Annotated in this window: 10 protein-coding genes; 7 read left to right on the forward strand and 3 right to left on the reverse strand. The window is 65.0% G+C overall.

All coding sequences use genetic code 11. The features are described 5' to 3' along the window. The 4 genes from M2339_RS00005 to M2339_RS00020 form a co-directional block, all read left to right on the forward strand. On the forward strand, positions 1 to 1,204 hold a 1,204-nt coding region (locus M2339_RS00005; protein ID WP_264606106.1), incomplete at its 5' end, for a putative Ig domain-containing protein. A 101-nt stretch (positions 1,205 to 1,305) separates the two neighbouring features. Beyond that, the gene (locus tag M2339_RS00010; protein ID WP_264587929.1) at positions 1,306 to 16,134 is read left to right on the forward strand and encodes a beta strand repeat-containing protein; all 14,829 of its coding nucleotides are present in this window, start codon (positions 1,306 to 1,308) and stop codon (positions 16,132 to 16,134) included. A gap of 12 nt (positions 16,135 to 16,146) precedes the next feature. After that, positions 16,147 to 18,576 carry a tetratricopeptide repeat protein gene (locus M2339_RS00015; RefSeq protein ID WP_264606107.1) on the forward strand — a complete coding sequence of 810 codons (2,430 nt, stop codon included), beginning with the start codon at positions 16,147 to 16,149 and terminating at the stop codon, positions 18,574 to 18,576. A gap of 67 nt (positions 18,577 to 18,643) precedes the next feature. Continuing rightward, complete coding sequence (locus M2339_RS00020; protein WP_264587927.1) at positions 18,644 to 19,204, forward strand: helix-turn-helix domain-containing protein; 561 nt, start codon at positions 18,644 to 18,646, stop codon at positions 19,202 to 19,204. A 93-nt stretch (positions 19,205 to 19,297) separates the two neighbouring features. Here the strand turns inward: M2339_RS00020 and M2339_RS00025 are convergent, their stop codons facing one another. Both M2339_RS00025 and M2339_RS00030 read right to left on the reverse strand, forming a co-directional pair. Further along, positions 19,298 to 19,972 carry a tyrosine-type recombinase/integrase gene (locus M2339_RS00025; RefSeq protein WP_181558554.1) on the reverse strand — a complete coding sequence of 225 codons (675 nt, stop codon included), beginning with the start codon at positions 19,970 to 19,972 and terminating at the stop codon, positions 19,298 to 19,300. A gap of 315 nt (positions 19,973 to 20,287) precedes the next feature. Next, positions 20,288 to 20,890 (reverse strand): ankyrin repeat domain-containing protein, encoded by a 603-nt coding sequence (locus tag M2339_RS00030; RefSeq protein ID WP_264571918.1) that lies wholly within the window; start codon positions 20,888 to 20,890, stop codon positions 20,288 to 20,290. A gap of 110 nt (positions 20,891 to 21,000) precedes the next feature. Here M2339_RS00030 and M2339_RS00035 point away from each other — a divergent pair, with 110 nt between their 5' ends. The 3 genes from M2339_RS00035 to M2339_RS00045 are packed head-to-tail and all read left to right on the forward strand — an operon-like array spanning position 21,001 to position 22,764. Continuing rightward, positions 21,001 to 21,648, forward strand: a complete 648-nt coding sequence (locus M2339_RS00035) for an SCO family protein (protein WP_413714691.1) — start codon at positions 21,001 to 21,003, stop codon at positions 21,646 to 21,648. Continuing rightward, the gene (locus M2339_RS00040) at positions 21,645 to 22,070 is read left to right on the forward strand and encodes a YcgN family cysteine cluster protein (protein WP_264587925.1); all 426 of its coding nucleotides are present in this window, start codon (positions 21,645 to 21,647) and stop codon (positions 22,068 to 22,070) included. Before M2339_RS00035 ends, M2339_RS00040 begins: the two co-directional genes overlap by 4 nt. Beyond that, positions 22,051 to 22,764, forward strand: coding sequence for a M48 family metallopeptidase (locus tag M2339_RS00045; RefSeq protein ID WP_264587924.1), 714 nt, complete (start codon positions 22,051 to 22,053; stop codon positions 22,762 to 22,764). Before M2339_RS00040 ends, M2339_RS00045 begins: the two co-directional genes overlap by 20 nt. 80 nt (positions 22,765 to 22,844) lie before the next feature. On the opposite strand, the gene M2339_RS00050 is transcribed toward M2339_RS00045, so the two are convergent. Then, on the reverse strand, positions 22,845 to 25,721 hold the full coding sequence (locus tag M2339_RS00050; protein ID WP_264587923.1) for a TonB-dependent receptor: 2,877 nt from the start codon (positions 25,719 to 25,721) through the stop codon (positions 22,845 to 22,847). Positions 25,722 to 25,754: the final 33 nt, after the last annotated feature.

Here is a 25,754-nt window from a genome sequence, read left to right on the forward strand (position 1 = left end):
GATGACGGTCGAGGGGCAGGCGTTCACTTACAGCATCGCGGCCGGAAGTTTCACGGACCCGGATGGAGATGCGCTGACCTACACGGCGCAGCTGGTCGATGCGCAGGGCAATCTCTCCGCATTGCCGTCCTGGCTGAGCTTCGATGGCGCGACCGGCACCTTCTCGTCCACGTCCGCGCCGGCACTGGCCAATCCGATCACCGTTCGCGTCACGGCCTCGGATGGGAGCCTGTCGGCATCCGACGACTTCACCATCGAAGCGCATCCTGTGCCGCTGCTTTCGACCAATGTCGATGGCGTGACCAACCTTGATGTGCGGTCCGACCTCGTCTTCACCTCGAGCGAGGACATCGCTCTGACCGCTGTCGACGGCGTTTATGAGATCAAGATCGTCAACGATGCCAACACGTCCGCTAAGGCGGGATATTCCGGCTCGTTGGGTGAAGCGATCGACAACACACAAACGTTGGTCGTCACCGTCGTCGACGGCGAGGTCTCGGCGACCTGGAACGGTGCGACCGTCGCCATTGCGGATGTCCTCACCATTTCGGGCGACAAGCTGATCATCAATCCCAAATATGATCTCGATTTCTCGAACAATTATCATGTCGAGATCGATGCGGGCCTGCTCGTTAGCGCGACCTCGGGTCTCGGCAATGCGGCCTTGCTCAGCGGCGCGACCTTCTCGACCGTCACGCCCAACACCAGCGGGACCGGAGCCGCGCTCGTTACCGGCGCTGCGGCTTCGCAGACCATGGTGGCGGACGGCTCTCTGACCGCAGGCCACAAATGGGTCGGCCTCGACGGTATTGGCAACACGGCGGTCTCGGCTGCCACGTCGATCGGTAGCCTTGCCGCGGATGGTTATGCGCTGATTGTGACGGACAGGGACGATTCGAGCGTGGTCGGTACCTGGGACTTCTGGGTCCGCGCGACCAATTTTGGCGCTGACGATCTCGTCTATCTGGACAACCAGCACAACGGAACGAGTGGGTGGGATCTGGCAAGCACCTCGTTCGGAAGCGGCGATGCCGCCAACCCGAATGACACGCGCGTCGACTTCGGCACCTACAGCGCAACTGCGCCATTCCCAAACAGTAGCCAGGCCTGGATCGATCTCGATATCGGTGGTGAGTGGCAAGATTCGCCGGCCGCTGCGCAGGCTTTCCTACAGTCACAAACAGCTCTTTTTGTAGGCGGTTAAATCATGCCGGGCCAGATCGAAATCTGGCCCGCCTTAACGCGTTTCCTCGAGAACATTTTCTAGCAGAATTTTTTTGAAATTCTCTTCCGGAGTCAAAGGTCATGGCAATCACGTCGAAATATATCATCATGAACACCACCAATGGTGGCAACTTCATCGATTTCGAGCTGAATTACGGAACGTTGTCTCTGGATGGGCAAGAAATTCAGTTTCTGGGCTCCTCTTTTGTGGACGCCATCTTCATCCGCCCCGGCGCGACCTATTCGCTGAGCACAGGTGCGGGCGCGGACCGCATCTATTTTGAAGGATCGCTGGCGGATTATACGGTAACGCGGACCGGTGCGACGCTGACCCTGTCGCGCACGGTCGAAGGTAAGGTCGAGACGGTCAATCTCGCCAGTGCCAACTCGGCCACGACGCCCGACGCGCTGATTTTCGCGGACGGCACCGTCGCGACCAACGCGCTGTACAATTATGTGTCGAAGGGCGACCCCCTCCCGGTGCCGTCCGGCGAGACCTCGACTGCGCCGACCGGCGCTGCGGCGCCGGGCGCGGATCTTTCCGCCACCGTCAAGGTGGTGTCCTTCGATGCCAACGGTGAAACCATTTCCCTCTCCAAGCCGGGCGTGACTTTCCAGATTCTCGGTAACAACGGTGTTGATGTCGTCTATGTGGCAGATGGGACGACCATCGATGCATCGGCGCTGGGTGGCGGCACGGACGTCATCTATTTCCGCGGTCGGTGGAGCGATTACACCAAGACGGTGAGCGGCTCGCGTATGACGCTGACCCGCACGGTGGGCGATGACGTCGAGACCGTGACGGTGTCGGCAGCGGGCAACACGCTGAACGATCTGCTCGTCTTCGCCGATGGCGCGGTGCGCTCGCAGGTCGCGGGCACAGCGGTCAAAGCCAATGCCACCGTCGCCCTCGCCGACCTGTCCGGCTACGATCCCGCCACGGTGACACCCGGCCTCAACGTGGCGATCCAGTCCATCGCCCAGCCGGCCGCGCCGAGCTGGTTCAAGGTCGGTGACACGCTGAGCCTCACGCTCAATTTCTCCCAGCCGGTCGTGCTGGCCGAAGGAAAGACCGTCACGGTCGTGGCGTTGATCGGCGGGCAGGAAGTGCTGCTGACGGCAACCGGCACCAGCGCAACGGCCGCTGGCGTGCGCGGGCTGGAGTTCACAGCCTCGCTGGCCGGCAATCTCTATGATGGCGACGGCATCACGCTTAAGGCGGACAGCCTCGCGCTCGGCACCGCGACCACGGACGACTTCAAGGGCGACGGCGGCCTGCCCGTCGTGCTGACGTCACCGGCGATTCAGGCGCCCAATATCCGCGTCGATACCGGCGCGCCGGATGCCGCGACGCTCAACCTTGTCGGGAATGCGATCAAGGGCGTCGACGCGGCGCTCTCTGCGGACGGCGTGTTCTCGCTGACGGCTGAAAATCAGGCGACCGTGCAGATCGAATTCCGCAGCGCCAACGGCGTGATCGTGCGGACCGTCACCGGCACAGGCGCCGCGCAGGCGATCACGCTCAGCGCCGCCGATCTGGCCGAGCTGGGCGATGGCCCGGTGCAGGTCTCCGTGCAGGTCACCGATGCCGCTGGCAATGTGTCCGCGCAGAGCGACCTCAGCTTCACCATTGACGGCGAGGCGCCGGGCGCACCGGTGCTGTCTCTGGGCACGGGCGTCGGCACGGGCGCGACGGCGGCGGAAGCCACGTCTTCCAACGGCGTGGTTCTGGTGACCGCCGAGGCCGGGTCCAGCGTGACGGTGACGTTCACCAACGGCACCAACAGCATCACCAAGCAACTGAGCGCCGACGGGACGGCGCAGCCTGTCGTGCTGACGGCAGAAGATCTTGCGACGCTGGGCGATGGCGAGATTGCCGTGTCGGTCACGGCGACGGATGCTGCCGGCAATGTCTCGGCGGCGACGCCGGTGTCCTTTACGCTCGATACCGTCGCGCCCGGCGCGATGGTCGCCAGCGCGGATGCGCAGAGCGGGATTATCTCGATCACCGGTCAGGAAGCCGGATCGACCATCGAATACAGCATCGACGGCGGGCAGAGCTGGAGCCAGAGCTTCGCAGCGCGGGCCGGCACCAATGCCGTTCAGGTGCGCGAGGTGGACGCTGCGGGCAATGCCTCGGCGCCGCAGTCGCTGAGCTTCGATCTGGTGACGGCGCTGCCCGCGCTGTCGGTCGGGCTGGCGCAGGATAGCGGCCTCTCGGCCATTGACGGGCTGACCAGCAATGGCAGCCTGCAGGTATCCGGCGTGAGCGCGGGCGCCACGGTGGAGTACAGCATCGACGGTGGGCAGAGCTGGACGAGCGCCTTTACGGCGGTGGAAGGGCTCAACCATGTCCACGTTCGCCAGGTGAACGGTGCGGACCTCTCCCCGCCCGTGCTGCTGGTGTTCACGCTCGATACGGTCGCGCCGGAGGCGCCCGCGATCACCGTCGCTGCCAACGTCGCCAATGGCGCGACCGCTGCGGAAGCGCTCTATTCCGGCGGCGCCGTGCAGGTGGCGGCCGAACTCGGCACGTCCGTCGCGGTGACCTTCGCGACCGCGCAGGGGAGCGTGGTGAAGACCGTCTCGGGAATCGGCGCCGCGCAGGCGGTCGTTCTCGATGCTGCGGATCTCGCCATTCTGGGTGATGGCGAGGTGGCGGTCTCCGCTATCGCGACCGATGCATCCGGCAATGCGTCGGTTGTCGCGACGAGCGCATTCACGCTCGACACCACGGCCCCGAGCGAACCGCTTCTCGACCTGATCGGCGATGCGCAGAAGACAGCGGCGGAGGCGACGGGCACTGAGGGCGCCATGGCGGTGACCGCGGATGTCGGCACCAGCGTGCGGCTGGTGTTCAACGGCACCAGCGGGACGGTGACGAAGCTCGTGCAGGGCACGGGCTTGGCGGTCGCGGTCAGCCTGACGCAGGCCGAGCTGATCACGCTCGGCAACGGCACTGTCGCCGTTTCGGCCACGGCCAAGGATGGCGCCGGCAATGTGTCGGCAGCATCCGCGCTCAGCTTCGCTCTGGACACGGGTCTGCCCGATGCGCTCGTCGTCGAAGGCAATGAATATACCGGAATCCTCAGCATCACCGGGCAGGAGCCGGGTGCACTGATCGAGTTCAGCGTCGATGGTGGCACGACGTGGAGCAAGAGCTTTACGGCCAATCCGGGGCCCAATTCGGTAATGGTGCGCCAGACCGACGTCGCCGGCAACATCTCGCCGGCGACGCTGGAGGAGTTCACGCTCGATCCCTCGATCACCCTGACGTCGCTGTCCCTCTCGCTCGGCAATGATACCGGCGTCTCGAACACGGATGGCGTGACCTACGACGCCAGTCTGGTCGTCGAGGGCCAGGAGAGCGACACCGCGCTGCAATACAGCCTCGATGGCGGCGAAAGCTGGAGCGACGACATCGGCAATCTGGACGGGACGACCCTGCTGGCTGTCCGGCAGTTCAACGCCGTAAGCGGCAAGTTCTCCGCCGCGTCGATGATGAGCCTGACGGTCGACACAGCGCCGCCTGCCGCGCCGACGGTCACGCTGGGCGCGGGCGTCGCCGATGGCGCTTCGCTGGAAGAAGGCACATCGAGCGGCGGTATCGTGCGCGTCACTGCGGAAGCCGGGTCCACCGTGGCGGTGACCTTCACCGGCGCCGACGGCGTCGTGGAAAAGACGATGACCGGCACCGGTGCCCCGAAGGCCGTCCTCCTCTCGGCTGCCGAACTGGCCCAGATCGGCGATGGTCCGGTCGCGGTCACGGCCGTGGCCAGCGATGCAGCCGGCAACACCTCGCTGAATGGCACGGCCAGCTTCACCCTGATGACGGCGCTGCCTGACTCGCCGCTGCTGCAAATCGTGGGGAGCGAGACCAAGTCGCTGGCCGACGCCCTGTCGACCGACGGCGTGCTGACGGTGACGGCCGCAGCGGGCCTCGGCGTCCGCCTCGTCTTCACCGGCGTGAGCGGCACGGTCGTCAAGGTCATTGCCGCAGCGAGCGGCGGTGAGGACATCATCGCGATGACGTCCGGCGATCTCGTGACGCTGGGCGACGGCCCCATCCTCGTGACCGCGCTTGCGCTGGACGTGGCCGGGAACGCTTCGGCACCGGCGACGCTGGACTTCAGTCTGGATGCGGTGCCGCCCGCGGCGCCGCTGCTCACGCTCGGCGTGGGCGTGGAAAATGGCGGTGCGACCTCGGCCGAGGCCAGCGCCGGCGCCGTGCTGGTGAAGGCCGATACCGGCACCATCGTCACGCTCACTTTCACGCGCGGCAGCAACGAAGTTGTGAAGGCTATCACGGCCAACGGCGCCTCGCAGGTGATCCATCTCACGGCTGGCGACATGGCCCGGCTGGGCGATGGACAGATCCAGGTGACGGCCGTCGCCACGGATGTCGCCGGCAACCAGTCCGATCCGGCCCAAGCGGCCTTCATTCTCGACACGGCCGTGCCGGTTGCTGGCCTCACGCTGGTCGGTGGCAGCACCAAGTCCTCCGCTGACGCGCTCTCGGTGGACGGTGTCGTGCTCGCCGCTGCCGAAAACGGCGCGGCGATCAAGGTGACGTTCAACGGTTATTCGGGCCGCACGGAAACGGTCAATCTGATCGGCACCGGCACGGCACAGGCCGTGACGCTGACGGCAGCCCAGATCGCGGCCCTGGGTGACGGCGTCGTCCAGGTCTCGATGGTCGTCACTGATCTGGCGGGCAATCAGTCCTCGCTCGAAAGCCTGACGTTCAATCTGGACGCTGGCGCACCGGAAGCACCGACGCTGACGTTGGCCACTGCCGCTGCGAACGGCGCAACGGAAGCGGAAGCGACGGCCCCCACCGGGATTCTCACACTCTCCGCTGAGCCCGGTGCCGTCGTCTCGGTGACCTTCAGCGGGTCCGTCGGCAGCGTGACCAGAACGCTGGTCAGCGATGGCGCACCCAAGACGATTGTCCTCACCGCGCTGGAACTGCAGACGATCGGTGACGGCGCCGTGTCGGTGTCAGCCGTCGCCAGCGATGCCAGCGGCAATGTCTCCACCCCGGCGACGTCCAGCTTCACGCTGGACCGGCAGGCGCCCCTTTCGCCAACTCTCGCCCTCGGTGCCGGCGTTGCCGGCGGTGCCACGCAGGCCGAAGCGCTCGCGAGCACCGGTGTGGTCACCGTGCGTGCGGAAGGCGGGTCGGCCATCACGGTCACCTTTGCCGGGTCGCTAGGGACAGTCTCGAAGCAGCTGGTCGCCACGGGTGCGGTTCAGGCGGTGACTCTCACTGCGGCTGACCTTACCACGCTGGGGGATGGCGCCATTTCTGTAACCGCCACGGCGACGGACGCGGCCGGCAATGCCTCGCCTGTGGGCACGCCGCTCGAGTTCGCGCTGGATCGGGTGGCGCCCAGTGCGCCGACCCTGGCGCTCGGCACCGGCATCGCAGACGGTGCGTCGGCAGCGGAAGCGTCCTCGCAGGGGGGCGTGGCTCTCGTCACGGCCACGGCCGGGCTGACGGTGAGCGTCACGTTCAAGAATGGCAGCAACCAGATCGTCAAGGAAGTGGCGGCCACGGGCGCGGCGCAGGCGGTGGTCCTGACCGAAAACGACCTGGCGACGCTGGGCAGCGGCACGATCTCGGTCAGTGCCCTGGCCCGCGACGAGGCGGGCAACGCCTCGACGGCCGCCACGTCCAGCTTCACGCTGGATACGGTGGCGCCGGCGGCTCCGCTGGTCTCGCTGATCGGTGCTTCGGCCAAGACCAGCACCCAGGCTGCCAATGTGCTGGGCGTCGCTCAGGTGACCGCGGAGAATGGCTCGGCTGTCACGGTGACGTTCACCAATGGCATCAACAGCGTGGCCAAGACGCTCACCGGTACGGGAGCGGCGCAATCCGTTGTGCTGACGGCCGGTGACGTCGCATCGCTCGGCAGCGGCACCATTGCCGTGTCCGTCACCGCGATCGACGCGGTGGGGAACATCTCGCAGTCCGGCAATGCGACCTTCGTCATCGACAACACGCCGCCTGCTGCCCCCGTCATCGAGCTGGGTGCAGGCGTGGCGGATACCGCCTCGCTGGCGGAAGCCACGGCGAGCACGGGCGTCGTAACCGTCGCGGCGGAGGACGGCGCGACGGTGACTGTCACCTTCACCCGCAGCGGCAATACCGTGACCAAGACGGTCACCGGCGCTGGCACGGCAAAGGCTGTGGTCTTGACGGCCAGCGATCTGGCAGCGCTCGGCGACGGAACGATCTCCGTCTCCGCCATTGCCAAGGATGTGGCCGGCAACACCTCCGCTGCCGCCACACCGGCAAGCTTCGTGCTGGATCGAACGCCGCCCACGGCGCCGGTGCTGGCGCTTGGCGCCGGCGTCTCCAATGGCGCGACGCTTGCCGAGGCCAAGGCCGCCACGGGCGTGGTGACCGTCACGGCCGAAACCGGCGCTGCCGTCACCGTGACCTTCACCAATGGCGTGAACAGCGTCACAAAGACGCTGACCGGCACGGGCTCGGCCCAAGCTGTCACGCTGACCGCCGCCAATCTGGCGACGCTCGGCAACGGCACCATCTCGGTGTCCGCAGTGGCCCGTGACACGGTCGGCAATGACTCGGCGGCGACGAGCCGGACCTTCACGCTCGACATGACCCCGCCCAACAATCCGACGCTGACGGTGGTCGGCTCCACGGAGAAGTCCGCCGCGGCAGCAAGCAGCTCGGCGGGGGCCGTGACGGTTTCGGCCGAACTCGGCTCGGCCGTGACCGTGACGTTCACGAATGGCGCCAATGTCGTGACCAAGACCATGACGGGCACCGGCGCCGCGCAGATCGTGACGCTGAGCACCACGGATCTGGCGACCCTTGGTGACGGCTCCGTTTACGTCACGGCAACGGCGACCGACACGGCGGGCAACGTCTCCGCTGGCGGCGGTTCGGTGCAGTTCACGCTGGATCGGGTCGCGCCGAATGCGCCCACGCTCACGCTTGGCGCGGGCATTGCCGACGGTGCATCCATGTCCGAGGCGCTCGCCGAAACGGGCGTCGCGACCGTTACAGCCGATGCTGGCTCGCTGGTCACCGTAACCTTCGTCAACGGCTCCAACACCCTCGTGAAGAATGTCGTCGCCACCGGTCTCACCCAGTCCGTCACGCTGACGCAGGCGGATCTGACGGTGCTTGGCAATGGTACGATCTCGGTGTCTGCAGTCGCCACGGATGCGGTCGGCAATGAATCCGCTGAAGCCAGCCGCACCTTCCTGCTGGACATGACGCCGCCCAACCCGTCTGTGCTCGCGCTGGTGGGCTCGCCCGCCAAGACGACGGCGCAGGCAACCGGGGCCGGGGGTGTGGTCAAGGTCACCACGGAACCGGGCGCCACGGCGACGATCACGTTCACCAGCACGGCGGGGGTCGTGAAGAAGACGTTGGTCGGCACCGGCGTGGCGCAGACGGTTCTTCTCTCGGCTGCTGACGCGTCCTCTCTGGGTAATGGCACGGTGACTGTTTCCGTGCAGGTACAGGACTCGGTCGGCAATCTCTCGACCACTGCCACGACCAGCTTCACCATTGATGACGTCGCGCCGAATGCGCCCGTCATCGTGCTGGGCACCGGCGTGGCGGATATCGCCTCGGCGGCGGAAGCCACGGCGGCCACCGGCGTCATCACGGTGCAGTCGGAAGCCGGCGCCGCCATCACGGTGACCTTCACCAATGGCAGCAAGAGCGTCACCAAGGCGCTGACCGGCACGGGATCGGCGCAGGCCGTGGTGCTGAGCGCCGCTGATCTTGCGACGCTGGGAGATGGCACGATCGCCGTCAGTGCTAGCGCCAAGGATGCGGCCGGGAACACGTCTCCGGCCAGCACTAGCAGCTTCACGCTGGACAGCATCGCGCCCGTTCCGCCCACCCTAGCTTTGGGTGCGGGCATGAGCGATGGCGCCACGCTGGCGGAAGCCAGAGCTGCGACCGGCGCCGTCGTGGTGACGGCGGAAGTCGGCACGACCGTCACGGTGACGTTCACCAACGGCAGCGCGACCGTGCAAAAGTCGATCGTGGCCGCCAGCGGTCCGAACCCGGTGACGCTCTCGGCATCGGATCTCACCTTGCTCGGTAACGGCACGATTTCGGTCTCCGCCGTAACCAAGGACGCAGTGGGCAACGCTTCGACGCCGGTGACCGCCAGCTTCACGCTGGATATGGTCGCCCCGACGTCGCCGACGCTGGCGCTGCTGGGTGATGCCACCAAGTCGTCCACCGGCGCTGCGGCCCCTTCGGGCGTGGTGACGGTGACGGCGGAAGCCGGCGCCGTGGTGAAGGTCACCTTCGCGCGTGGCAGCAACACGGTCGTGAAGACCCTCACAGGAACTGGGACCGCACAAAGCGTCGCGCTCTCGGCGGCCGAAGTGGTCGCCCTGGGCGATGGCACCGTGGCCATCACGGCCGTGGCGACTGACCCGGCGGGCAACGCTTCGTCCATCGCCTCGGGTGTACAGTTCACGCTGGACCGTGCAGCGCCGGGTGCACCCACGATCACGCTCGGCACGGGCGTCGCCGACATCGCTTCGGCGGCGGAGGCCACCGCGGCAAGCGGTGTGATCAGCATCACCGGCGAAATCGGTTCCAGCATCTCGGTGGTGTTCTCGAACGGCTCGAACAGTATCGTGAAGACGCTGACGGCGACTGGCTCGCCTCAGGCTGTCGTGCTGACCACGGCTGATCTGCAGGCGCTGGGTGATGGCACGATTGCCGTCACCGCGCAGGCGAAGGATCCGGCGGGCAACGAGTCGGCCGAAACGGCCAGCAGCTTCGTGCTCGACCGGACGCCACCGGCGACGCCGACCATGACCCTCTCGGACGGCATTGCCGGTGGCGCTACCGCCCTCGAGGCGCTTGCGAGCACGGGTGTGGTCAAGGTGACGGCGGAGGCCAACGCGCTGGTCACGGTCGTCTTCACAGCGGGAGCCAACAGCGTCACCAAGACGTTCACCGGCAACGGCCTCACACAGACGGTGTCGCTGACCGCGAACGATGTGGTGAAGCTGGGCAACGGTGCGGTGTCGGTCGCCAGCTTCGTGACGGACGCGGTCGGCAACCAGTCGGCAGCCGCCACCAGCACATTCACCATCGACACCGTGGCCCCGACCAGCCCCACGCTGCTGCTCTCTGGCACGGCATCGAAGAACACGGCACTAGCGACCGGCACGGTGGCAACGGTGACCGCCGAACAGGGCGCGACCGTTACCGTGACCTTCATCCAGGGCTCGATCGAGATCACCAAGACGCTGGTCGGCACGGGCGCGGCACAGGATGTCGTCCTCACGGCGGCCGACGTGGCCAGCTTTGCGGACGGTGCCATCACCTTCTCGGCGTTGGCGCGGGACCCCGCGGGTAATATTTCTGCCGCCTCACCGACCCGTCAGTTCACGCTCGACCGGGTGGCGCCGGCAGCGCCGGTCATCGCGCTCGGAGCGGGAGTCGCCGATGGCGCTTCCTCTGCGGAGGCGGTAGCCGCGGGCGGCGTGGTTACAGTGGCTGCTGAAAATGGCGGCACGATCCAGGTGGTTTTCATCGGTAACAGCGGCCCCGTCACCAAGACGGTTGCCGCAGATGGAACCGCCAAGCCGATCGTGTTGACGGCGGCCGATCTCGTGACACTGGGCAATGGCAATGTGCTCGTCTCGGCGCAGGTGACGGACGCCGCAGGCAATGTCACCACCGCCGATCCACTGACCTTCCTGCTGGATACCGTCGCGCCGACCGCGCCGGTTATCACCCTGCCGTCTTATTTCACGGGCGGTGCTTCGAGCGCCGAGGCGTTGAATGCCGCAGGTGCCGTTACCGTGACGGCCGAGGCCGGTTCGGTGGTCACTGTGACGTTCGCCGGCACACTTGGCCCTGTGGTGCGGACGGTGATCGGCACCGGCTCGGCACAGGCGGTGACGCTCGATGCGTCCCAGCTCACCACGCTGGGCAACGGCACTGTCACCGTCACGGCGACAGCGACCGACGCCGTGGGCAACATCTCGGCGACAAGCGCCAGCAGCACCTTCGTACTCGATACCGTCAATCCGACCGTCGTTCTAAGCACCGGTAGTGGTGCAAACACCAACAGCGCCACGGTGCAGTCCTCGGAACTCGGTACGGTCTATATCGTCAATACGGCGATGATCCCGACGGTGACGAAACTAGAGGACATTACTGGCATCGACGGGAAATATTGGAACTCCGTCAACATAACCACCGCAAACAGTAACACGACCATGCAAATGCTTGGCTTGGCTAGCGGAAGTTATAAGGCCTATTCGGTCGATAATGCCGGGAACATCTCTGCGGTTAGCGCGAATACCTACACGGTGAATGCCGTGGTTGAGGCCGGCGCCGTCTTTCAAGCGTCGAATTCGATAGGTTTTGGCTTCTTCGGTTCGTCGACCAACGAGTTCGTCGGTAACTCAATCGATTACGCCGGCGATGTGAACGGCGATGGCTATGGCGACTTCATCGTGGGCTCTACGGCAACGGGCAACTGGGCCCGTGCCTATGTCGTCTTCGGCGGCCCGACCAATCTGAGTGGCCCGTATAATGTCAGTTCGCTCATAGCCAGCAACAACACGCTGGGCTTCTACATCAGTGCCTCTCAATATGCTGAATATGCAGGCCATTCCGTGTCCAATGCCGGCGACGTCAATGGTGACGGCCTGAACGATCTTCTGGTCGGCGCCTACGGCCGCGACAATACCAATGACCTGGCCGGCGGTGCCTATATCGTTTATGGCAAGACCGGCGGAACCTTCGTCGATCTCGCGCAGCTTCCCGGTGCGGTCGGCGCGACAAAATCGAACGGCTTTGTTCTGATCGGCAGCAACGCGGATGGTCGCGCAGGCTTCTCAGTCTCTGTTGCAGGCGATATTAACGGCGATGGCTACGCCGATTTTGTTGTCGGTGCCTTCGCGCAGGACGGAACGGCGACTGACACGGGGCGAGCTTACGTCGTTTATGGTCGTTCCAATAACAGCACGATCCAGCTTTCAGACCTTAGTGCGGCCAGCAACACTCTGGGGTTCATGATCGAAGGGTCGAGTGGGGGTGACCAGTTGGGATATACGGTCAGCGACGCGGGAGACGTCAATGGCGACGGCCTGAGCGATTTCATCGTTTCATCTTTTACGGCCGATACCCCCGGCAACAATTCCGGCGCGGCCTATGTCGTCTTCGGCCAGACGGGCACCAGCGGCGCGACCCTGAACGTGTCTGCCCTGACGGCTGCCACGAACACTCGAGGCTTCATGATCAGCGGGTCCAGTGCAGGCGATAATTTGGGCTTTTCCATCGCGGGTTCCGGCGACATCAATGGTGACGGCCTGTCCGATCTGGCCTTTGCCGCCGCTTATGCGGATACGTCTGCATCGAATGTAGGCAAGTTCTACGTAGTCTTCGGCAAGTCGGACGGGGCTGGCGTTGGCGCCAGTGCCCTGTCCGTAGCCGGCAACACGCTTGGCTTCGTCATTAATGGGTCCAGCACTGACGATAATGCGACCAGCATCTCGGTGATCGGCGACATGAACGGCGACGGGCTGGCCGATCTGCTGGTCGGCTCAAGCGTTTCCGATTCGAACGGCGGCACAGATGCAGGCAAGGCCTATGTCGTCTTCGGTAAGACGGACAGCAGCGCCGTGGACCTTTCCGCCCTCTCGGTGGCCGGCAATACGCAAGGTTTTGCGATCAATGGCACGGGTCAGGTGAGTGCGTTTTTGGGCAAGTCCGTGTCGGCGGGCGATCTCAATGGCGACGGCTTGGTCGATCTGATGATTGGCGCGAACTATTACGACTACTGGAATACCGAGGGCGGCGGCGTCTTCGTCATCTATGGCTCGACCTCGGGCGTATTTTCCAACGCGGCCAAGGTCAGCCAGATGGGAACCAGCGGAGCCGACACGCTGATCGGCACGTCCGGCAACGACTCGCTTGTGGGTGCCGTAGGCAACGACGTGCTGCGCGGTAACGGCGGCGCGGACGTGCTGTATGGCGGTGCGGGCAATGACCGGATCATCGTCAACGCGGACAATGTCGCCAAGCTGGGGGTCTCGGGCGCGAGCATCCAGGGCGGCCTCGGCACCGATACGCTGGCACTGGACGGAGCGGGCATTACGCTCGATCTCACCACACTGAAGGATGCCTTCGTTAAGGGCATCGAGAAGATCGACCTCACCGGCTCGGGCAACAATACGCTCAAGTTGAACCTGACGGACGTGCTCAACCTGCACGATCCGGAGGAGAGCGCGTTCAACGAGTTCGAGGCGCTCACCGGCAAGGTCGGCAAGCAGCAGATGATGGTCGATGGTAACAGCGGCGATGCCCTTCAGCTCGTCGGTAGCTGGCTCGACAGCGGTGTGGACGTGCAGGACGGCACCCGCAGCTACAGCGTCTACAATTATGCCGGGGCTGCGGTGCAGTTGCTGGTGGACAATCAGGTCACCGTGACGGTGCAGGACAATGCTGCTCCGGCGCCGAGCTTTGCGGACACAAGCGTCAGCGGAAGCGGCACGGACTTGGCCGTCGTCCGCTCGACCGAAGTGGGCACGCTCTATCTGGTAAACACCACGGCCATTCCCACGGTCACCACGCTGGCGGACATCACCGGCAAGGACAGCAAATACTGGAACTCGGTCGCCATCACGGCGGCCGGAACCGACACCAACCTCAGCCTGCTTGGCTTGGCCAGCGGCACGTACAAGGCCTATGCGGTTGACGCTTTGGGCAATCTCTCCTCGCCCAGTGCCAACAGCTTCACCGTGACGCCCGTCATCCAGGCGAGCGCGATCATGCAGGCCAGCAATTCGCTGGGCTATATGATCGCCGGTTCCAGCGGCACCGAGTCCTTCGCGGCATCGGTGAGTGCGGCGGGCGATGTGAACGGGGACGACTATGCCGACTTCCTCGTGTCGGTGGGGGGCGCCAACCAGACCGCCTCGAAATCCTATGTCGTCTTTGGCGGACCCAACAACATCTACGGCAGCGTGATCGACAGCATCTACACGGTGGCAACCGGAACGGCAGGCTTCGCCATTCTGGCCTCGTCGGCAAGCGATTATCTTGCCAATGCGGTGAGTGCGGGCGACGTGAACGGTGACGGGCTGGGCGATCTCATCGTCGGCGCCACGGGTGTCGACAATGTCGGTACGAATGCCGGGGCCGCCTATGTCGTCTATGGTAAGACCAGTGGCGCGACGGTCGCATTGTCGAGCCTGTCCACTGCGGTATCGGCAGGCTTCCAATTGCTGGGCGGTACGGCGAATGAACAAGCCGGCTTCTCCGTGTCCGCCGCTGGCGACATCAATGGCGATGGCTATGCAGATCTGCTGGTGGGGGCGATCTCGACCGGCGCTAGCGCTCAGGGTCGGGTCTACGTTGTCTATGGCCGCGCCAACAACAGCAGTATCAACCTGTCGGCGCTGACGGTGGCGACGAACACGCTCGGCTTCATGATCGATGGCTCCAGCGCCAACGACCAACTCGGCTGGAGTACGACCGCACTTGGCGACGTGAACGGGGACGGTTTGGCTGACTTCCTGATCGGTTCGCCATACATCGACGCGAATGGCACGACGGACGCGGGCGCGGCTTATGTAGTGTTCGGGCGGGCAGGTACCAGCGGAACGCCCATCGCCCTAACCGCGCTGACCGCGGGGGGCACCAGCACCCTCGGCTTCGCAATCAGCGGCTCGGTTGCCAATGATCATACAGCATGGTCGATCGCCGGCAGTGGCGATATCAATGGCGACGGTCAGATGGATCTCGTGATGACGGCCCGTCTCGCGGATGCGTCCGCCGGTGGCGACGCCGGCAAGACCTATATCGTTTACGGCAAGACCGGCGGTGCGGGCATTAATCTGAGCGCGCTCTCACTCGCCACGAACACGCAAGGGTTCATCATCAATGGGTCCAGCGCGAACGATTTGCACAATAGAGTTTCGGTGATCGGCGACATGAATGGCGATGGTCTGGCCGACCTCGCAATCGGGTCTTGGCAGGCGGATACTAGCCTTGGGACCGATGCCGGCAAGGTCTATGTCGTCTTCGGCAAGACCGACGGTAGCGGGGTCGATCTTTCCGCGCTCAGCGTGGCTGGCAACACACAGGGCTTTGTCATCGAAGGCAATCAGGCCGGTACGTTGACCTTTGGCGCGGTGGCCGGCAGCGACCTCAACGGCGACGGCCTGGCCGACCTGATCATCGGCAGCAGCAATGCGGATGTGAATGGCCTGACCGACAATGGTGCTGCCTTCGTGGTCTACGGCTCGACCTCGGGTGTCTTCTCAACCACCAAGGTCAGCCAGATGGGCACCAGCGGTGCCGATACGCTCACCGGCACCTCAATCAATGACTCGCTGATCGGCGGTCAGGGCAACGACGTGCTCTTCGGCAAGGGCGGCATCGATACGATCTATGGCGGTAGTGGCAATGACCGGATCGTACTCAATGCCGACAATGTGGTGAAACTCGGCCAGTCCGGTTCCAGCATCCGGGGCGGTCAGGGCATCGACACGCTGGCGCTGGAGGGAACGGACATCATCACCCTCAACCTCACCACCCTGAAGGACGGTGTGATCAAGGGCATCGAGAAGATCGACATCACCGGTGCGAGCAACAATACCCTGAAGCTGAACCTGACCGATGTGCTCAACCTGCATGATACGGACGAAAGCGCGTTCAACGCGTTCCAATCCATCACCGGCGCGACTGGGAAACAGCAGTTGATGATCGACGGCGATGCCGGAGACTCGGTGCAACTGGTCGGAGCCGGCCTGTGGGTGGACAGCGGCCAGGACTATACCGACGGCGGTGTCAGCTACAGCCTGTACAACTACAACGGTGCTGCGGTTCAGTTGTTGATCGACAACGCGGTCACCACGACCGTTCTCGCAGCCTAAGGTCGCAGGTCCATGTTCCAGGGGCAGCGACCCGATCCGGAGCAGGCGGTCAAGGCCCAGTCGCGTGGCGACTGGGCCAGGGCGGCCGAGCTCTATGAAGACCTGCTTGCCGAGCAGCCGGACGATCCGGTGTTGCTCGGCAACCATGGCCAGGTGCTGCGCAAGCTTGGCCGGGATGACGAGGCGCTGGTGCAATATGGCCGGGCGATCGAGAGCCCGGAGGCACCAGCGGCGGTCTGGTTCAATTATGGCAATGTGCTCTACGACAAGAGCAAGTGGGAGAAGTCTCAGGCCGCCTTCGAGCAGGCGCTGGCGCTGGAGCGGGAGGATGGCCCTGCCATCGTGCCCGCCACCATTCAACTCGCCCGCTGCGCAGTGCGGCAGGGCGAGTATGAGGAGGCGCGGCGACTGTTCAGCGATGTGCTGCGCCGCGACCCCAACAACTTCACCGCCTGGCTGGAAGCGGGCAATGTCTGCCGCCACCATGGCACGCTGGACGAAGCGCTCGATTTCTATCGCCGGGCGGCCGAGGCGGCACCCTCGCGCTATGGCGCGCATTTGAGCGTTGCCCGCGCGCTCGAACAGGTCGGGCGGGAGGATGAGGCGGTGCTCGCCTGGCTCAAGGCGCTGGATTGCGCGGGGCCGGACGATCATGCCGATATCCACCACCGCATGGGGCTCGGCCGGGCAGAGCGGGGCGAGTGGCACCGCGCTGTCGAAGGCTTCCGTCATGCGCTGACGGCAGCGAGCGATTTCCACGCCGCGCGGATCGATCTGGCCGATGCGCTCATGCAGATGGGCGCGACCGAGCAGGCCGAGCCGCTGTTCGCTCAACTGGAGGCGTTGGACCTCGAAGAGGAAGACGAGATCAAATTTGCCGGCACGCTGATGAAGCACAATCAGTACGACCGGTGCGACGCGGTGCTCCGCGCGCGGATCGAGAAGGATCCGGACAATTGGCGGGGCCATTTCAACCTCGGCAAGGTGCTCATCGAGGGGATGCGCACCGAGGAGGCCGAGGCCTGCTTCGCCAGGGTGGATGAGCTGGCTGGCGACGATGTGCCGGACATGCGGGCGATGCGCGGCTCGATTGCCGGCAAGCGCGGCGATGTCGACACCGCGCGCGATATTTATACCGAGCTGGGCGAGGAGGAAGGCCCGGAATCGCCGTTCCGTGGCTCGGCGGCGATGGCGGCGCTCTACAGCGAGACGATGACGGCGGAGGAGACCCGCGACTTCCATCAGAGGCTGTTCGCGCCGCTGGCCGAGGGCGCGAGGGCGGCGACCTCGTTTGCCAATGATCGCTCGACCGGGGCCGGCGCGGCCGATGCGGGGAAGCGCAGCCGTCGCCTGCGGGTCGGCTATGTCACGGGCGACATGCATGGCGAGCATCCGGTCAGCCTGTTCATGCGGCCGGTGCTGGCGCGGCATGATCGTGAGGCCTTCGAGATCACCGTCTATTCGCTGAGCCCGCTCACCGACGACATGACCCGCCGCGCGCGCGGCCATGTCGATCGCTGGCGCGATGCCGCGAGCATCAGCAACACGCGCCTCGCGCAGATGATCGAGGACGACGGCATCGACGTGCTGATCGACCTGATTGGCCACACCGGGCGCAACCGCGCGCCGCTGTTCGCCCGCCGGGCGGCGCCGGTGCAGGCGATGTTCCTGGGCTATCCCTCGACCACCGGCATTCCGAACATGGACTGGCTGATCAGCGATCCGGTGACCTCACCAAGCGACCATGCCCATCTCTACACCGAGCGGCTGCAGCATGTGCCGGGCTTTGTGTTTTGCTACGCGCCCGAACGGGAGTTTCCGTTCCCCGATTATGGCAAGACGCATTTGGAGCGCCCGCTCACCTTCGGGTCGTTCAACAATGTCTCCAAGCTCACCCCATACACCATTCGCCTGTGGGCCAAGGCGATCGTCGCCACGCCCGGCTCGCGGCTGGTGCTCAAGGGGCCGAGCTTCCTCGATTCGGTGGCGGTGAACCGCTTTGGCGACCTGTTCGTGGAGGCAGGCGTTGCCGCCGACCGGCTGGAATTCCGGGGGCCATCGAGCCTTGATGAGATGATGGCCGAATATGCCGACATCGACATCGCGCTGGACTGCTTCCCTTACAATGGCGGCACGACCAGCTGTCAGGCGCTGTGGATGGGCACGCCGGTGATCACGCTGGCCGGCGAGAGCTTCGTGCAGCGCATGGGCGCGGGGCTGATGAGCGCCATCGGCCGGCCCGAATGGGTGGCGCAGGACGAGGAGGCGTTCGTGGAGATCGCCGTCCGCCTGGCCTCGGATCGCGCCGCGCTGCTGGAGGAAAAGCGCAGCCTGCGCACGCGCTTCGCCGCATCGCCGGCCGGCGACATCGATCGGTACACGCGCGAGTTGGAAGACGTCTATCGCCGTATGTGGACCGACTTCGCGGCCGGGGGGGCATGACCCGCGAAGAGTTGGAAACCGGGGAGACGAATGGAGCGGCCTCGCGCTTCATGCTGGGGGCAGGGTAATGACCATATTCGATAGTGACTTCGAGAGCGTGGGGGCCGCCGTACCAAGATCGGCCGCCGGAATCGCGCTGATGGTGCGGCGGCTGGGGACGATGGAATCGGCCTATGCGCGGCTGATCTGGTCGCGCGCGCTGGCGGAAGCCATCGAGAAGATGGAGCACGCCTCTGCGACCGACCTGATCGACAGCGGGACGGGAGAAGGCGATGCCCGCCGTTCCGCGCGTCAGGGCGACACGCAGATCCTGCGGATGCTGCAGGCGCATATGAACCTGCGCAGCCCCAGCGCCGTGCGCCTGCTCATGTGGCTGATGGCCAATCCCGATGTGTTCCACGCGCCGCACGAACTGCGGGCGAGCCTGGGATTTGCGGAAAGCTCGATCAAGGTGTTCGTGTCCGAGCTGCGCAAGGCGTTTCGCAACAAGAATATGCCGGACCCGATCGTCTCCTTCTATCGGCGCGGCTATTGCGTGCCGGCCGATTGTGCGGCGCTGATCAAGGATGTCATCTCCCGCCTCGCCCTTGAGGAGACGAGCCTGGGGCGGATCAAGAGTCCGTCCTGAGGGGAGATGCATCGCGCGGAAGGTGCATGACGGGGTGGTTGCCGCACCACCTCCAACCCCTCCTCTGACGAGGAGGGGCTAAGATTGTGGTGATCAGAAGAAATAATGCTCGGTTGCGGCAGGGCTGGCATTGCGCCGGGCTGCTACCGATCCGGCACTGCGGTGGTTGGCGGATGGGACGCGGCGCTGCGCGAGGTCGCCGGCGCGGATGCGGCTCCAGATTCGCTCGACGATCTCACGCTCCTCGGGGCCGACCGCTACCGCATAGATGCTCGTGGTTTCGATATTGGCGTGGCCGAGCCATGACTGCACGAGATTGAGCGGCGCGCCAGCTCCGAGCGCGGCGACGGCAAAGCCATGTCGCAGGCCGCGCGGGCAGGCTTGCGGGCCTCTGATATGCGTCCGGTCCATATGCTCATGGACGTGGCGCCAGGCGGTGGTGCGGGACCAGCGCCAGAGGGGGGCGGCGCGATCATTGCCGGCAATATCGGTGAGCAGGCGCACCAGCCCCGACGAGATCGGCACGCGGCGGAAAATGCCTCTCTTCCGCTTCTTGAGGCTTTCGAAGATGACGACACAGGCGGCGGGGTCGATCCGCCCAAGGGTCAGGCAGAGCGCCTCCGAAATGCGGCATCCGGTTTCGGCGAGCAAGCGGCAGAAGGCATGGACGGAAGGCGGGGCAGTCTTTGCACTATCGAGGAAGCAGCTCATTTCGGATCGGTTCAAATATTTTCTGCAGCCATATTCGTCGAATACAGACCAGTTCATCGATTTTGTCCCCGTTGATGATCATTCTAATCTTGAACAGTCCCGTCATGATTTGGAGCGTGACGGATGCTGCTCAAATTATCGTTTCATTAACCATCAATTATCAAATCTGGACTTGGGCGGAAGGTCCCGCCGATCCGAAATGGATGCAATAGCACTTGATCTGCGGACGGGATGCGCGCGGCCGCGTCGCGCGGCCAAAGCCGTGCGGTGAAGCATCCAATATGGCGTAATATCCCCACCGCCTGTCGATCCGGTCCCGCTTGCGATGCGGGCCGGGCCAGGCAGCTTGTCCTGTGAGCGTCAGGCGGTGGCCTAGAGGCGCGGGCCTTGCACGGCGCCGCTGACCTTGGGCTTTTCCGCGCTGTTGAGCAGATCGATCAGGCCGCTCATCGGCGCGCCGGCCTTTGCGTAATCGAGCGCCGACATGCCGGCGAGGCGATCGCGGCGCAGCGGGTCGGCACCATTGGTGACGAGCAGCCGCACCATCTCCATATCGCGCATCTGCACCGCGCGGATCAGCGGGGTTTCGCCGCTGCTGTTGGTCTGGTTGGGATCGGCCTTGTGGGCGAGCAGCAGCTGCGCGCCTTCCACGAAGCGGCGTTCCACGGCGAGCATCAGGGGCGTGCGGCCGTTATTGTCGGTCAGGTCCGCGCGCGCGCCCTTGGAGAGCAGATAATTGGTCATCATCACGCTGCGTTGGCCGACCACGATCAGCAATGCGGTCTCGCCGCTGGTGCGATCCTTGGTGTTGATCGGGGTGACGCCGGGGGTTTCGAGCACTTCGGCAATCTTGGCGGTATCGCCTTTGCGCACCGCCTCGAGGAAGCGGTAGCTGTCGGAGAATTGCGCCATGGCGGGCTGTGCCGTCACCGCGCCGATCAGCGGCGCCAGCGCGAGCGCCAGTGGGCTGCCCATGCGGACCAACATTCCCCTGCGCCGATCGATCTTCACCCTGTACCCCTTCGCCTTGCGTTCGTCTCAAGCAGTTGCCTTGGCTCCAATAGCAGGGCATGGCTGGCCCTGTCATGAATAAAGCCTGCAAAAAAATCCTCGCGCTTTCCATCGGCTTGGCGCTGGCCGCTTGCCAGGGCCAGAGCGGCGGCAACCAGGCCGGCGGCAGTGAGTCGCTCCCTGCCGAGGGCAATCTCGTCGGCGCCCGGATCGGCGGGGATTTCACGCTGACCGACCAGAATGGCAAGAGCGTGCGCTGGGCGGATTTCCAGGGCAAATATCGCCTCGTCTATTTCGGCTACACCTTCTGCCCGGATGTGTGCCCGCTGGACCTCAACCGGATCATGCTCGGCTACCGGATGCTGGAGAAGGACCATCCCGAGGTTGCGGCCAAGATCCAGCCGATCTTCATCACCGTCGATCCCGAGCGCGACACCGTCGAAGTGGTGAAAGGCTATGTCGCGCATTTCCATCCCCGGCTCATCGGCCTCACGGGCACGCCCGAGCAGATCGAGAAGGTGAAAACGGACTTCGTGGTGGTCGCCAGCAAAGAGGGCGATCAGGCCGCCAAGCAGGATTATCTCGTCAACCACACCCGCACGCCCTTCCTGTTCGGGCCGGATGGCAAGCCCATCGCGCTCGTGCCGGTCGAGGAACTGGCTTCCGCGGATGAGACGGTGGCCAAGGGCGTGCACGATTTCCTCGTCCATTATGTCCGATGAGCTTCTGGGAGCAGCCTCTCGAAACGCTTGATCGCGCGCAGTGGGAGGCGCTGTGCGACGGTTGTGGCAAATGCTGTTTGCACAAGGTGGAGGATGCCGACACCGGACGCATTTACCCGACCAATGTCGCCTGCCGACTACTGGATCGGGATACCGCCCAGTGTAGCAATTACCGCCAACGCCGCGCGTTCGTGCCTGATTGCCTGCGGCTGAGCCGGGCCAATCTGCAGGACATCGAGTGGCTGCCACAGACCTGCGCCTATCGCCTGCGCGCCCATGACGAGCCCTTGCCGGACTGGCATTATCTGATCTGCGGGGATCGCGAGGCGGTGCATCGTGCCGGCCAGAGCATTCGCGGCTGGACGATCTCCGAGACGATCGCGGGCGATCTGGAAAATCACATTGTCGACCGCGCGCTCTGAGCACAGACTGACGCTGGCGGACGGGGCGGCGCTGTCCGTCGTCGTAATGCGCCACGGGCGAGCGCGGCGGATGAAGCTGCGGTTCGATGAGCTGGGCGACCGGGCCCTGCTGACCATTCCCCCGCGTGCCTCCCTGCCGCGCGCCTTGGACTGGGTCCGGGCACAAGGGGAGTGGATCGAGGGGCAGCGGGGCCGCAATGGCGGGCTTGTCACGCTGGCCGATGGCGCGCTCGTGCCCTTTGAAGGCACGCCGCTGCGCATCGTTGCGACCGGCGCGCGTACCCGGCAGGTGCGGGCAGAGCAAGGCGAGCTACTGGTGGGCGGACCGGTCGATCTGGCGGGTGCACGGGCGCTGCGCTGGCTCAAAACGCACGCGCGCACGGCACTGACGACCGAAACGCAGGCCCTCGCGACCCGGCACGGCCTGCCGCTGCGTCAGGTGGCAATTGGCGATCCCCGCGCGCGTTGGGGTAGTTGCTCGGTGGATGGCAACATCCGCTACAGTTGGCGGCTGATTCTGGCGCCCCCGCATGTGCGGCTGGCCACCGTGGCGCACGAGGTCGCGCATCTGGAGCATATGCACCACGGCCCTGAATTCCATGCGCTGGTGCGCGCGATTTCACCGGTGTGCCCGGATGCGGCCCGCGCCTGGCTGCGCGCTGAAGGGCGTAGCCTGCATCGCTATACCGCCTGAGCGACCGCGTTCTTGATCTGTGAAAAACGTCGAAGGGCGCGGCTCGCACCGCGCCCTTCCGTCGTTCTGGCTATGCCCGCTCAGAAGCGGCTGCGCACCGTGATGCCATAAGTGCGCGGCTCGGCGAGATAGGCCGAGAAGAGCTGGTTCGACATGGCGCCGAACCGACCCAGTTGCGCGCGCGACTGGTGATTGGGGCTGGAGCTTTGCAGCGGGCTGTTGAAGGCGACCTGGCTGTAATCGCTGTCGAACAGATTCTGCGCCCACAGCTCGATGGCCCAGGCCTGTCCCGGACCGCGCAGGCCGATGCGGGCATTGGTGACGATGTAGCCGTCCTGCGCCTTCTCGGGATAGAGGTCCGAGCCGGTGTTATAGTCGCCGGTGATCCGGTTATCGACATAGACGAGGCCGCTGAAGCCGCCGCCCAGCTCCGGTGTCCAGGCAATGCTGCTGGTCGCCACCCAGCGCGGCGCGTTGCTGTTATCCTGCCCTTCGAGCAGGAACAGCGCGGGATCGAGCGGCACCGAGCCATCCGCATTGCCGACGAGTTGGTCGGCGAACTTGGCGCGGGTATAGGTTACCCCCGCCGTGGCGCGCAGCGAGCGAACCGGCTGGACATAGGCCTCGATCTCGACGCCCTGGCTGATGAGGCCGGGCTTGGTCTCGGCGCAGGTGCCGTTCGCGGCCTTGGCGCCATCGCAGCCATTGATGTTCTGGACGACGAAGCTGGTGCCGTTGAAGGTGTTGAGCTGGAAGTTGCTGAACGCCTGCCGGAAGGCGGCGAGGTTGAAGCCCCATTCGCGGCGCGCATATTTGAGGCCGATCTCGTAAGCGTCGACCGTCTCCGCGCCGAAGGCGAGGCTCGCCGCATCGGCATTGCTGCGTGGCGAGAAGTAAGTGATCGGCGCGATGCCGGTGCCGACCCCGGTATTGCCCAACTCGAACCGGTCCAGATTGTAGCCGCCCGCCTTATAGCCGCGCGAATAGCCGCCATAGACCATCAGGCCGCCGCCGACCTTGTAGGAGAGAACGGCAGTTCCCGAGAATTTGCCCTCGGTCTGCCGGTCCTGCAGGTCGAGCGTGTTGAGGCCGGTGCTGGCATTGCCCAAGCAGCCGAGCGTCAGGATGCCGCCGGCCAGCTGCGCGGCCGAGCCGAGCGCCGGATTGGTCGCGATGCCCGGCAGGGCGGAGGCCTGTAACGCGGCGCAGGTCGCGTTGTTATTGTTGAGATCGCCCGAGAAGCGCTTGGTCTCGCGCGTGTAGCGCACGCCCAGGGTCAGATCGAGCGCATCGGTGAGATGGATGATGTTGTGGGTGAACAGCGCCCAGTTCTCGCTGCGCTGATAATAGCGGCTGTCGGTATCGCCGGCCCCGTTGGGGATGGTCGCCAGCGCGGTAAGGCCGGTACCGAGGCCACCCGAAATCGCGCCCGCCTGCGCTGTTGCCGTCGCATTGGCCACCGTTGGCGAGGCACCCTGGCCGATCGCCCGGGCGTAGATGGAGGCATAGAGGCCGGCATTCAGACTGGCTTGCGTTGCGCTGATCAGGTTGCCGACGTCCGGCGTGAGCGCGTTGCCGTCGATCGGCGCGGCGCACAGGCTCAGCTGGGCGGGTGAGAGGTTGCTGGCGGCGCCGGTGCCGGCCATCAGGCGGCAGGCTGCGAAGCGGCCATAATCAGCGCCGAAGCGGATGTTGTCGCGCAGCGTCAGCTTCTCGTTGGCGTAATAGCCGCCCACCAGCCAGTCGAGCATGCCGCCCAGCGCCGAACCCTGCAGGCGCAATTCCTGCGTGAAGGTGCGGAACTGGCGGAAGGTGCCTGGGTCACGATAGAGCAGGTCGGCGGTGGAATAATCATAATCGCCATAGTCGGATGACTTGTAGTCGCGATAGGCAGTGATGCTGGTCAGCTTGGCATTGCCGAAATCATAATTGATCTCGCCCGAGAGACCCCAATCCTCCAGCTTGCTCACATAGTCCCGGCCCGGCGTGATGCTGATGTTCCGCTGATAGGGGTCCTGGGCATAGGGCGTGGGGCCATTGGGGAAGCGCGTGCCGAGCGCGCTCAGGATCGTGACGATGCGGTTGGTGGCGTTCTGCGTATAATTGGTGGGCGAGCTGCCCACTTCCTCGCCGGTGTCGATATAGACAGCGCCGCAGCAGCTTTCGTCGCGGTTGGTGTAGTCGCCGATCAGCCGGACGGAGAGCGCATCCGAGGGCTCGAAGAGCAGCTGCCCGCGCAGGAAATAGCGGTTGCGGTCATTGGTGTCGCCGATCTTGGCGCCCGAGGCATCCACGATGTTCAGGAACCCGTCGCGCCGCGAATAGACGCCGTCGATGCTGGCGGCGATCGTCTCGCTCAGCGGACCGGTGATCCGCCCGGCGAGCCGCCACGCTTCATAATTGCCGAAGCTGGCTTCCGCGCTGCCGCCCCATTGGAATTCCGGCGCCTTGCTGACGATGTTGAGCAGGCCGGCCGAGGCATTGCGCCCGAATAGCGTGCCTTGCGGGCCGCGCAGCACTTCCACCCGCTCGATCTCGCCGAGATCGGTCAAGCCCGCGCCCGTGCGGGAGCGATAGACGCCGTCGATGAACACCGCGACCGAGCTTTCCAGACCCGGATTGTCGCCCACCGTGCCGACACCACGGATGCGCGCGGCGCCATTGGCTTCCGATCCGGTGGAGGAGACGAGCAGCGAGGGCGCAAGCTGGTTGAGCTGGCGAATGTCGTTCGCGCCGCTGTTCTGCAACGATTGGGCGGTCACGGCTGAGACGGCGATCGGCACATCCGAGAGCGGGCTGGCGCGCCGCGTGGCGGTGACGATGATCTCGCCCATATTGCTCTCATCGCCGCTCTGCGCGGTCGCATCGCTGGCGTCCTGAGCAAAGGCGGGGGTCGCAAGGGCGCATAGCAGTGCGGCAACACTGGCAGACGCAATGAGGGATGGCTTGGGCATCATTCGCTCTCCTGCACGTTTGTCCGGTCCGGCATT

The organism is Sphingobium sp. B2D3C, assembly GCF_025961835.1.
Classification (GTDB): domain Bacteria; phylum Pseudomonadota; class Alphaproteobacteria; order Sphingomonadales; family Sphingomonadaceae; genus Sphingobium.

Bases quoted from the DNA above. Each gene is read 5' to 3' on its own strand.
- M2339_RS00010 (WP_264587929.1), top strand. From the start codon at position 1,306: ATGGCAATCACGTCGAAATATATCATCATGAACACCACCAATGGTGGC.
- M2339_RS00015 (WP_264606107.1), top strand. From the start codon at position 16,147: ATGTTCCAGGGGCAGCGACCCGATCCGGAGCAGGCGGTCAAGGCCCAG.
- M2339_RS00020 (WP_264587927.1), top strand. From the start codon at position 18,644: ATGACCATATTCGATAGTGACTTCGAGAGCGTGGGGGCCGCCGTACCA.
- M2339_RS00025 (WP_181558554.1), bottom strand. From the start codon at position 19,972: ATGAACTGGTCTGTATTCGACGAATATGGCTGCAGAAAATATTTGAAC.
- M2339_RS00030 (WP_264571918.1), bottom strand. From the start codon at position 20,890: ATGGGCAGCCCACTGGCGCTCGCGCTGGCGCCGCTGATCGGCGCGGTG.
- M2339_RS00035 (WP_413714691.1), top strand. From the start codon at position 21,001: ATGAATAAAGCCTGCAAAAAAATCCTCGCGCTTTCCATCGGCTTGGCG.
- M2339_RS00040 (WP_264587925.1), top strand. From the start codon at position 21,645: ATGAGCTTCTGGGAGCAGCCTCTCGAAACGCTTGATCGCGCGCAGTGG.
- M2339_RS00050 (WP_264587923.1), bottom strand. From the start codon at position 25,721: ATGATGCCCAAGCCATCCCTCATTGCGTCTGCCAGTGTTGCCGCACTG.